10 protein-coding genes are annotated in these 11,203 nt (G+C 38.0%); 8 read left to right on the top strand and 2 right to left on the bottom strand.

The window, feature by feature from the left end:
• The 8 genes from D6734_07600 to D6734_07565 all read left to right on the top strand — a co-directional run.
• On the top strand, positions 1-297 hold a 297-nt coding region (locus D6734_07600; protein ID RMF94506.1), incomplete at its 5' end, for a hypothetical protein.
• Between the two features lie 59 nt (positions 298-356).
• On the top strand, positions 357-1,415 hold the full coding sequence (locus D6734_07595) for a tetratricopeptide repeat protein (protein RMF94505.1): 1,059 nt from the start codon (positions 357-359) through the stop codon (positions 1,413-1,415).
• Positions 1,416-1,527: 112 nt separating this feature from the next.
• Complete coding sequence (locus D6734_07590; GenBank protein ID RMF94504.1) at positions 1,528-2,934, top strand: sugar transferase; 1,407 nt, start codon at positions 1,528-1,530, stop codon at positions 2,932-2,934.
• Entirely contained in the window at positions 2,931-3,641 is a 711-nt protein-coding gene (locus tag D6734_07585) for a nucleotidyltransferase family protein (protein RMF94503.1), read from the top strand. Before D6734_07590 ends, D6734_07585 begins: the two co-directional genes overlap by 4 nt.
• A 13-nt stretch (positions 3,642-3,654) precedes the next feature.
• Positions 3,655-4,635, top strand: coding sequence for a GHMP kinase (locus D6734_07580; protein RMF94502.1), 981 nt, complete (start codon positions 3,655-3,657; stop codon positions 4,633-4,635).
• Positions 4,636-4,677: 42 nt separating this feature from the next.
• Positions 4,678-5,235, top strand: a complete 558-nt coding sequence (locus D6734_07575) for an SIS domain-containing protein (GenBank protein RMF94501.1) — start codon at positions 4,678-4,680, stop codon at positions 5,233-5,235.
• On the top strand, positions 5,235-5,789 hold the full coding sequence (locus D6734_07570) for an HAD-IIIA family hydrolase (protein ID RMF94500.1): 555 nt from the start codon (positions 5,235-5,237) through the stop codon (positions 5,787-5,789). The genes D6734_07575 and D6734_07570 overlap by 1 nt, the downstream gene beginning before the upstream one ends.
• A gap of 1 nt (position 5,790) precedes the next feature.
• A complete protein-coding gene (locus D6734_07565; GenBank protein ID RMF94499.1) occupies positions 5,791-6,720 on the top strand; it encodes an NAD-dependent epimerase/dehydratase family protein in 930 nt (309 codons plus the stop codon).
• 49 nt (positions 6,721-6,769) lie between these two features.
• On the opposite strand, the gene D6734_07560 is transcribed toward D6734_07565, so the two are convergent.
• Positions 6,770-9,937, bottom strand: coding sequence for an efflux RND transporter permease subunit (locus D6734_07560; GenBank protein ID RMF94498.1), 3,168 nt, complete (start codon positions 9,935-9,937; stop codon positions 6,770-6,772).
• Positions 9,934-11,067, bottom strand: coding sequence for an efflux RND transporter periplasmic adaptor subunit (locus D6734_07555; GenBank protein ID RMF94497.1), 1,134 nt, complete (start codon positions 11,065-11,067; stop codon positions 9,934-9,936). The genes D6734_07560 and D6734_07555 overlap by 4 nt, the downstream gene beginning before the upstream one ends.
• Between the last annotated feature and the right edge of the window lie 136 nt (positions 11,068-11,203).

The raw sequence follows: 11,203 nt of genomic DNA, 5'->3' as shown, positions 1-11,203 counted from the left end.
GATGAAAGGTTGAAATGTTTTAAATGCGGTAAAGTCATCAATCTTGGTGATATCCGTTATAAGGTGCATATTAGAATTGAGTCCGATTTTGACGGATATATCAATGAGGATGAAGATAACGCAATAGATGATTTAATCCGCCAAATTGAATCTGTAAAGCAATATGAACTTGAAGATGAAGTTTATGAGGAAATGAATTTTTTGCTCTGCCTTGAGTGTAGAAAGATATTTGCCGGTGAGCTTACTGGTATGTATGCAGATTTTGGAGAAAGAAACGGTAAATTGAAGTGGCAGTAAGGCAGGAAAATTAATTTTTTGGAAATTCTTTTAGAAACAGAATTACGGAGGAATTTGTGATGAGAAGAGTTTTAGTAGGGCTTTTGGCAGTTGCAATGGCAATAGTCTTATATGCCTGCGAGACAGTACCTCAAACCCCTGACCCGAGTGGTTATTATTTGAAAGCAAAGATGGATTTCAATGCAAAACGCTATGATGACGCAATAAAATCCTATCAAAAGGGTCTTGAGATCAAACCAAATGACCCGGACGGTCTTTTTGGTATTGCTCTTTCCAATTATAAACTTAAAAAGTATCCGGAAGCTGAACAGGGATTCAGAAAAGTCGTTGAGGTTAAGCCTGATTATAAAGAAGCTCATTACTATATAGGAAAAATTCTTATTGAAAATGGGAAAATAGAAGAAGCAATAAAAGAATTTCAACAAGAGCTCGCTCAAAATCCTGACCATATAGACTCCATTTATTCTATGGGTACGGCTAGCTATCAAGTAAAAAATTATAAAGAGGCGAATAAGTATTTTGAAAAATATATAGACATCCTTTCAAAGAAAATCGCTGAATCTGAAGCCGAGCTTGCTAAAAAGAAGAGTGAGAAAGATAAAAAGGAATGGCAGGATTATATAAATGCTCTCAAACAGGAAAGAGCAAAATTTCAGCAATATAATGGCTACTGTTGTATGTTTTTAGGCCGTTATGATGACGCAGTAACAAATCTTCAAAAGGTGTTGGAGTATAATCCTAATGATGTATATACTCTGCTGAACATAGGTCAGATATATTTCAGTCAAGGGAATACGGATAAGGCATTGGAATATTTTACCAAAGCATCGAAGGCAGAACCTGAAAATGCGACAGCTCTATTTAAGATTGGCTCCGTCTATTATCAACGTAATGAGTATGATAAAGCACTTGAAAAACTCAATGAATGCTTAAGATTTGATAACAACAATCTTGAAGCACATCGCCTTGTTGGATGGATTTATTTCCGCGAGAAAAAGGATTATGACAATGCTCTCTTTCACCTAAAAGAGGTAAAAAGAATAAATCCACAGTATAGTGATATAAGTGAAATAGAAAAGCTTATTTCTTTTATTGAGAAATCAAAAGATAGTAAATAATATAAGTATAACCAATAGTTCTGTATTTTGAAGATAAATTCTTAGAGAGGTAGTGTCTTCGTAAAGGATAGCCTGTGTCTGAAATATATAAAAGGAATAAAAAGATACAGGAATGAAAAACAGCACAATAAGAAAACTCTTTGTTTTTGATAAATTTGTTGCTGACATTATATCGATAGTTATTTCATTTCTCATTGCTTATATAATCAGGTATATTGTTCAGGATCCAATTTTTTTCCAACCCATTGATTCCTACTATGATGACTTTTCTATTGGAATTGCTGCATGGATTTTTTTTATGCTTCGCGCCGATTTGTATCGCCATAAAGCGCAATTGTTTCGATTCGATGAGTTTTTTACAATTTTAGGAGTAGGAATTGTTGCTACTCTTTCAATGTTTGCCTATATGTCCCTTATTAAAGAGACAGAGTATGCACGCTTAACTTTTATATACTCAGGTGTCTTTGGAATAATTCTTGTGCCTGCATCAAGGACGTTTCTTCATATGGCTCACAACAGATTGAGAAAAGAAGGATTCGGGATTGTCAATGTCCTTATTGTAGGGGGTGGAAGGTCGGGTGAAATGCTCGAAAACAAGATAAAAAACCATCCTGAGATTGGATATAGGATTATAGGGACGATTAAAGAAGAACTTGTCAATAGAGATCACAACAGCAAGAAGGAGAAACAACAATATCCCATTGCAATGAAGAAGCTTTTGGAAGCAACATTCAACTTTGTAGAAAAAAATCCAGTTGACGAAATCATTTATATAAGGTCAAGAAGTTATAAAGAAGATATGATGAAACTCGTCTATTTCTGTGAAGATAGAAATATTCGCCTTACTTTAGTTCCTGACTTGTTTGAAATAATGACAAAAAAAATAGATTTCTCTGATTTAGGAAACATTCCATTGATACGCCTTGACCAGAAAAAGCCGTCATTTATCTATTTTTTTCTGAAAAGAAGTATAGATATTATCTTCTCCTTGATAGGGATTATTATTCTTTCTCCTTTTATCTTATTGGTGATTTTGATTATCAAACTCGATTCACCGGGTCCTGCAATTTTTAAACAGGAAAGAATAGGGAAAAATGGCGATCCATTTATAATGTATAAATTCAGGTCAATGAAAACATATGCAGCCACGCTTCCACCAACAAGGGCTAATGAAGATGACCCTCGAATGACAAGGGTAGGGAAGTATTTGCGCAAATTCAGTATCGATGAATTGCCTCAACTTTTTAATGTACTGAAGGGTGATATGACTTTGGTTGGGCCAAGGCCTGAAACTGCGCTTTATGTTGACCAATATACAAGCTGGCAAAGACGCCGCCTTGAAATAACGCCGGGAATTACGGGACTTGCACAGGTAAATGGAGTAAGAGGAAATATCGATTCTGTCGATGAAAGAGTTATGTTTGATATTGAATATATCGAGAATCAGAGCATCATCTTGGATTTAAAGATTCTCCTTGCAACCCTTCTTGTTTTTCCATTTCAGGGGAAAGCCGGGTGAAAGCATTTCTCCTTGCTGCCGGTTTAGGCACAAGATTGAGGCCCTTGACAAATGAAATTCCCAAGTGTCTTGTCCCAATTGCAGGGAAACCGCTTATTTACTATTGGTTTCAACTCTTTGAAAAATATGAAATTAGTGAAGTCTTGATAAATCTTCATTATCTGCCGGATAAGCTGCGCAGTTTTGTTGAAGAATTAAAGACTTCCATAAAAGTAGAACTCTTTTATGAAAAGGAGCTTTTGGGAAGTGCGGGAACGGTTTTTTACAATAAAGGTTGGGTTGGCAGTGATGAGAGATTTTTAGTCGTATATGCCGATAATCTTACGAATATAGACATCTCAAAATTTTTAAGGTTTCATCATAAGAAGAAGGGGTTGATGACAATAGGACTCTTTGAAGCGGAGAATCCAAGAGAATGTGGAATTGTTGATATTGATTCTTCTTCAAGGATTTGCGGATTTTATGAAAAAGTAGAGAATCCTCCGGGAAATTTAGCTAATGCAGGTATTTATGTTGCAGAAAGTAAAATTTTTGATATTTTTGAGTTTAGGAAACCTCTTGATTTTGGCTTTGATATTCTGCCAAAGTTGACTGGACAGATATATGGTTATAAAATACAGGAGTATTTTATTGATATAGGTACACCTGAGAATTATAAAAAAGCATGCGCTGAATGGGAGAAGATTTTGAATAAAGGGGAATCTTGAATAGTGAATTGATATGATTATTTCTCAAACACCTTTAAGAATTAGTTTTGCCGGCGGCGGCACGGATTTTTTGGATTACTATTCCAACTTTGGAGGCGGTCGAGTTTTAAGCACTGCTATTGACAAATATATCTATGTCATCATAAAGAGACGTTTCGATAGGATGATAAGAATTGGATATTCAACAACAGAGATGGTTAATGATATTGATGATATTCAGCACGACCTTGTGCGTGAGGGGCTGAAAAAGGTGGGAATCTTTGAAGGTGTTGAAATATCAACGATGGCAGATATACCATCTACCGGCTCAGGGCTTGGCTCATCGAGCGCAGTGACGGTAGGGCTTTTGAATGCAATGTATGCCTATCGGGGGATACTCAAAACAGCAGAAGAACTCGCTAAAGAAGCCTGTGAAATAGAAATCGATATCTTGAAAAAACCTATTGGCAAACAGGACCAATATATTTCTTCATATGGAAACCTGAGAGATATCATCTTCAAGGAGAATGGAGATGTGGAGATAAATGCTGTCGAAATTGACGAAGGCATAAAAGACCAGCTTAATCGAAATCTCCTTCTTTTCTATACAGGGAAAAAAAGAAAATCCAGCAGTATCCTTTCAGAGCAGAAGAAAAACATTTCTTCTTTTTGCGACATATTGAGCGCAATGAAATCTATGGTAAAAGAAATGAAAAGTTGTCTTATGAAGGGAAATCTCGATGATTTTGGAAAACTCCTTCATAAAGGATGGATGTATAAGAAGAATCTTGCAAGTAAAATTAGCAACAGTTATATAGATGAAATCTATGAAGAAGCTTTGAGAAAAGGAGCTCTTGGCGGAAAGGTTGCAGGTGCAGGCGGTGGTGGTTTCCTTTTGCTCTATTGTCCCTATGACAGGCAGTTGGCTGTTAGAGAAGCGTTGTCAAATTTGCCTGAGCTCAAATTTAATTTTGAGAGAGATGGTACAAAAATAATTTTTAACATACAGCGTTGAAAAACTTCAAAAAGACAGATTAATTGGAAGGAAGCTAAAAAAATGGATCCAAAAGAATATCTAAATGACATATCGGATATTGTACAGAAGATACCTGTGCAGAAGATAGAAGAGATAGTTGATTTGCTGATGAATGCTTATGATAGTGAGAAGCAGATTTTTCTCTTTGGAAACGGCGGGAGTGCGTCAAGTGCATCGCATATGGCTTGTGACCTTGGGAAGGGGACCGTAGTTGAGGGGAAAAAAAGATTTAAGGTCATTTCTCTATCTGACAGCATACCTCTTATGACTGCGTATGCCAATGATTATGATTATGAATATATTTTTTCCGAACAACTGAAAAACCTTGTGAATGAAGGAGATATCGCTTTTGGTTTGAGCGGAAGCGGAAATTCAAAAAATGTTTTAAATGCTCTCAAAACAGCCAAAGAAAAAAAGGCAATAACGGTAGGATTGACAGGTTTTGAAGGCGGCAAGATGGCAAGCCTTTGTGACAAATGTATAATAGTGCCGAGCGATAATATGCAGAAGATTGAAGACCTGCATCTTATAATCTGCCATACAATCTTTTCAAGAATAAGAGACCTCCTTAAAAGCTGATGTTTGTTTTGACTGACAGAGACGGAGTCATAAATAAAAACTGCGACGGTGATTATATAAAGCGGTGGGAAGATTTTGAATTTTTACCCGGCGCAATCGATGCACTGAAACGTCTTGCTCGAGAGGGGGTAATGTGCGCTATCATATCAAACCAATCAGGAGTCGGTAAAAATGTAATGACGAAGGAAGAGCTTTATGAAGTTGACAAAAGAATGCATGAAGAGTTGAGGAAGAATGGATGCGTCGTTGAGAAGACATACTACTGTATTCATAGGCCGGAAGAAGGATGCAGCTGCAGAAAACCTATGCCGGGACTGCTTCTTGAAGCATGCAGAGAGATGAATGTAAATCCAAAGGAGGGATTTTTTATAGGTGATTATTATACAGATATTGAAGCAGGATATTCTGCAGGAATGAGGACAATTCTTGTTAGAAGCGGTAGAGGAGAAAAGGCATTACTCGATAAAGAAGAGTGGAAAGTAGCCCCTGATTTTATTGCTGACAATCTTGAAGAAGCAGTGGATATAATTTTAAATTTGAAGGAGAAGGGATAATATGAAAAGTGCTTTAGTAACTGGAGGTGCAGGTTTTATTGGCTCTCATATTGTTGATGCTCTCATTGATGATGGATTTACAGTTTCCATTGTTGATAATCTTGCAACCGGTAAAGAGAGGAATATAAATCCATCTGCCCACTTTTATAAGATAGATATAAGGGATGAAAAACTTTCCGATGTTTTTGACCGTGAAAAGCCGGATATTGTCTTTCATCTTGCGGCTCAAATGGATGTGAGAAAATCGGTGGAAGATCCTTCTTATGATGCAGATGTAAATGTGCGAGGTGCAATCAATCTTCTTGAAAATTCAAAAAGGACAGGTGTTGAAAAACTTCTTTTTTCGTCAACAGGCGGCGCAATATATGGTGAACCGGAAACATTTCCTGTGAAAGAAGACCATCCAATTCGGCCTCTCTCCCCTTATGGACTTACAAAATTTGTATTTGAAAACTATCTTGGGCTTTATGAAAGACTTTATGGCTTTAAATATACAGTCCTTAGGTATCCCAATGTCTATGGACCAAGGCAGGACCCGCATGGAGAGGCAGGTGTAGTGGCGATTTTTTCTCAACAGATGCTCACAGGCGTCCAACCCAAAATTTTTGGCGACGGCAACAAAACACGAGACTATGTTTTTATCGAAGATATTGTGAAAGCCAATATGATATGTATAGAAAAAGGTGAAGGTGAAATATTGAATCTTGGGTGGGGAAAGGAGGTCAAAGATATTGAGATATTTGAAGCAGTGAGAGACGCTGTTGGCGCTAATGTTGAGCCTTTTTTCGCAGAGCCGCGCTTGGGCGAAATAGAAAGAATTTCACTTGATGCATCGAAAGCTGAAAAAATAATCGGCTGGAAGCCCACGATACCTCTTAAAGAAGGTGTAAGGCGTGCTGTAGAGTTTTATCGAAATCTCTTAGCCAAATAATAACAGACAAAGGATTTTTCTGGATTTACTTTCATCGTGCCTTAAAGAATCAATGGGTAATCTCTTCTTCTGTACTATATGATGAATCCACTTTAACAGTTGTATGAATATCTTCAAGTGCCACATAGAGCGATGGAATCAGGATTAATGTGATGCTTGTAGCGAAAAGCACTCCAAAGGCGAGGCTGATAGCCATAGGAATAAGCCATTGTGCCTGCACACTCGACTCAAGAAGTATCGGAATCAAGCCAAAGAAGGTGGTAAGGGAAGTAAGGAGAATAGGGCGGAAACGCCTTTCTGCGGCATTTACAACAGCGTCCATCAGCTTCTGACCTTCATAGCGGTTGCGGTTTATTTTATCAATAAGTAAAAGAGAATCGTTAACTACGACTCCTGCCAATGCAACTAATCCGTAAATGCTTAACATATTGAGAGAAAATCCCATTATGAGATGACCAATGAAAGCTCCAATTATTCCATAAGGGATAGAAACCATAATTAAAAGAGGTTGGATATAGCTTTTAAAGGGTATTGCAAGAAGTGCGAATATTGCAATCAACGCAAGGGGAAATCCCTTGATCATACTGCCAAAGGATTCTCTGCGCTCCTTTTCCTGACCTTCCAAAGAATATGAAAGTCCGGGGTAGCTTCTTGCCAAATCCGGAAGAAGTGTACGACTGAGGTCTTCTATTATTTCCTGTGCATTGGAGACTTTGCTGTAAACATTGGCTGAAACATTTACCACCCTTTTCCTGTTTGTCCTGTTGATTTCGTTGAATCCTTTTCCCTTCTCCACATATGCCGCCTGAAGGAGAGGGATTTCAGTATTTCCGGGAATTCTAATTCGCATTGCTTCGAGATTGGCAAGTCTTTTCCTTTCTTCGGGAGGATATTTCACCATTACCTTGACTTCATTTCTTCCTCTTTGAAAACGCAGTGCTTCAGCTCCGTAAAATGCCGCCCTAATCTGCCTTGCCATTTCTTCTTCTGTGATTCCTAAGGTTCTTGCTTCAGGTTTGATTCGAATTTTCAATTCATCTTTTCCCCTTACGAATGTATCAACTATGCTTCCAACACCGGGATATTTAGCCAGTGCCTGTTTAACCTTTTCAGAAGCCATTTCCAAGACTTCAGGATTATCATGCGAAAGCTGAATATCAATGTTTGCGCCGCCAAAATGGGCAAGACTGGTATCGAAAGTTAGCGCCTCTACCCCGGCAATATTGGGAATTTTACTGCGTATTTTTCTTCCTATTTCTTCAGCAGGTATACCTCTCTCCTCCACATCTTCAAGATGAATGGCTATATCCGCTATATGGGAATTTGAACCCGATGCTTCAGCCGATATGCCTCGAGATGACATTTTACCGCCAATCACTGAGTAGATATGCTTGATTATCGATTTATTCTTTCCTCGTTCTTTGTCATATTCTGCTGCTGCTTCCCTTGCTTTTTCAGCTATTATTTTTTGAACTTTTGCTGTCTCGCTCAATGGTGTGCCCGGCGACATTTCAAGGGCAATGAGAATTACATTACTGTCCACTTCCGGCATAAAAACAAATTTGAGGATTCCCCCCTGCACCATTCCAATAACTGCAATTAGAACAAAAATGCTCACAGCAATTGTATTATAACGGTTATTCAAACAGACTTTTAAAAATTTTCTGTATGGCCCTGAAATGAAATTTGTGAGTTTAGTGCTGAAGAAGGATAAAATTTTATGGCTTGCACTTAGTAGAATTCCTTCTTTCCTTTTGTTGGATTCACCTGAAAGATGTGATGGTAGGATAAAAAGAGACTCAATCAAAGATACTAAAAGAAGTGTTATGACTATCATAGGAATAACTTTGATGAATTTTCCCATTATTCCACCTACAAAGAGAAGCGGGACGAATGCCGCTACAGTTGTAAGCACTGAGAATATGACAGGTACGGCAACTTCTATTGCGCCGTCTATTGCCGCGCGAAGATGCGTTTTCCCCATTTGCCTATGGGCATAGATATTTTCTCCAATAACGATTGCGTCATCTACAAGAATTCCAAGTACGAGTATGAAAGCAAAGAGTGATATCATATTTATTGAAACGCCCAAGAAAGGAAGTATAAAGAGCCCTCCGAAAACGGAAATGGGGATTCCCAGCATTACCCACATTGCAAGACGAATTTCAAGAAACATACCGAGCACTAAAAGGACGAGACAGAGCCCAAAGAATGCATTTTTCTTGAGAAGACTCAATCTGCTTGCGAGATTCTCAGAGCTGTCATTCCAAATTATGAGGTTAAGTGAAGATGGAAGTGTTTCCTTCTTCTTTTTAATGTATCTTTTTACTGCATCTGAAATGACAGTCGGTTTTTGGTCTCCCACTCTGGAAACTTTAATCATCACAGCAGGTTTGCCATCGCATATTGAGAAGGTATCTGTTTCGCTGAATGTGTCTTTTACTTTTGCGATGTCTTTCAATTTTACTTCTGTGCCGTCTATGTTCGTAATTATTGATATGTCTTCATATTCTTTTGCCCAATATCGCTTCTCTTTTGTTCGAAGAAGAATGTTGCCTTCCGCTGTTTTTACTGTTCCTGCAGGAAGATCAAGAGAAGCGCGCTTCAATCTTGCGGCAACTTGATTTAAAGTCAGATTATATCGGCGAAGGTTTTCTTCAGGAATCTCAACTGAAATTTCATAAGGACGGACACCGACCAAGTCCACTTGAGTGATTTCAGGAAGCGCCAAAAGTTCTTTTTGAATTATATCCGCCTGTTCTCTCAATATCCATTCGGTGGTATCTCCATAAAGTACTATTGACACAACTTGATTTCTGCTTACAAGCTTTGATATTACAGGTTTTTCTGCATTCTCAGGGAAGGTGGTTATTCGATCAACAGCAGACTTGATATCCTGAAGAATTATATCAGGATCTTCTCCTTCCTCGAGCTCTGCATCGATAATTCCTATTCCCTCCATAGCGGTTGAACGCACTTCTTTTATGCCTGCTATTCCCGAAATATTTTCTTCAATTTTTAGGATTATTCCTTCTTCAATCTCTTCAGGTCCTGCACCTGGATATGACATTGATATCTGAATCATATCCAGTGTCATTTCAGGGAAAATTTCCTGTTTGATAGAAAAGGCATTGATTAAGCCCCCTACAATTAGAAGCAGCATCAATAGATTTGCCGCTACATGATTTTTTGCCATCCATTCAATTGCTTTTTTCATTCAGCAACTCCTCCATTGACAGGACTTACTACTAAGCCGTCTGCGGCACCGGGAATATTTGTAAGTAGAAGGCGATCACCGCTATCGAGCCCATCTTTGATGAGAAGGACATCTTCTTCGCGGTGAAGAACTGTAATTTTCTGTTTTCTCAATCGATTTGAATTGTCTATGAGCCACACTGTTGAATCATTTAAGAGTAATTTTCTTGGGATAGCACAAATCGACGGAAATAATTTTCCTTTGATATGTACCTTTACAAAACTCCCAATAGCCAAATTGGGCGCTTTGTCTTCTCTTCTTTTCTTTAATTGATAGGGGTCTGACACCTCAACTACAACTCTTGGCATCCTGTCTAATCTGTTTATTTCTCCAAGTATTCTCACTACTTTCCCCTTCCATACAAAATTATTGTCAGGAGTCTCTAAAATGACTTCTGCTTCTGCGCCTTCCTTTTTACTTTTCATTTGTGGTATATCAATCCAATACAAATCCTTTTGAGGAAGAGGCACGATAATTTCCACACTGTCCGTGCCTGCTATTGTGCCAACACTGTTTCCTGCGCGGACATACTCTCCAATATCAATATCTTCTGTCCTGATAAGGCAGTTGAACGGAGCTTTTACAACTGTCCTTTGAAGGTCGAGCTTTGCCTGTTTGAATCTCGCTTCGGCAACTTTATAATCGTCAAGGGCTTTTTCGTAGGCATTTTCATTTATCATTCCTTTTTCAAAAAGAGCTTTTGAACGGTTGTATTCATTTTTGAGCCGCTGTAAGTTTGCTTTTGCCTGAGCAAGGGCAAGCTCATAATCAATTGGCTCTATTTTGAAAAAAACTTCACCTTTTCTGAAAAAGCCGCCTTTTAGAAAGTGAGGTGAAAGGTAAACTATTCTCCCGCTCACTTGCGGAGTTATATTGGCTTCCTGCTTGGGAGTTACCTCTCCTGTTCCTGAAACAGTAATCTGATAGTCCTTTTTTTCAACAGTTAAGAAATTTACAAGGGGTCCTGTGTTTTTTTCAATCTTTTTATTTGGTGCAGGCTTGGACTGTACAAGCGCCCAACGGACAACAAAACCGAGAGCAATGATTATGAATGGAATTAATATTTTCTTTATTTTTGTCTGCCGGCTCATTTCATTGACCTCGTATATATATGATGAATAAATATCGTTAAAGAATTATGATTTAAATGTATTGAATTTGTATATATTTTTTATTGATGAGTAGTTTTAGAATGAAGATTTGTCAAAAAAAAATTAGATTTTCAAT

The organism is Candidatus Schekmanbacteria bacterium, assembly GCA_003695725.1.
Taxonomy (GTDB): domain Bacteria; phylum Schekmanbacteria; class GWA2-38-11; order GWA2-38-11; family J061; genus J061.
Note: the sequence above shows the minus strand (reverse complement) of the source record. Positions and strands in the feature narration are given on the sequence as shown.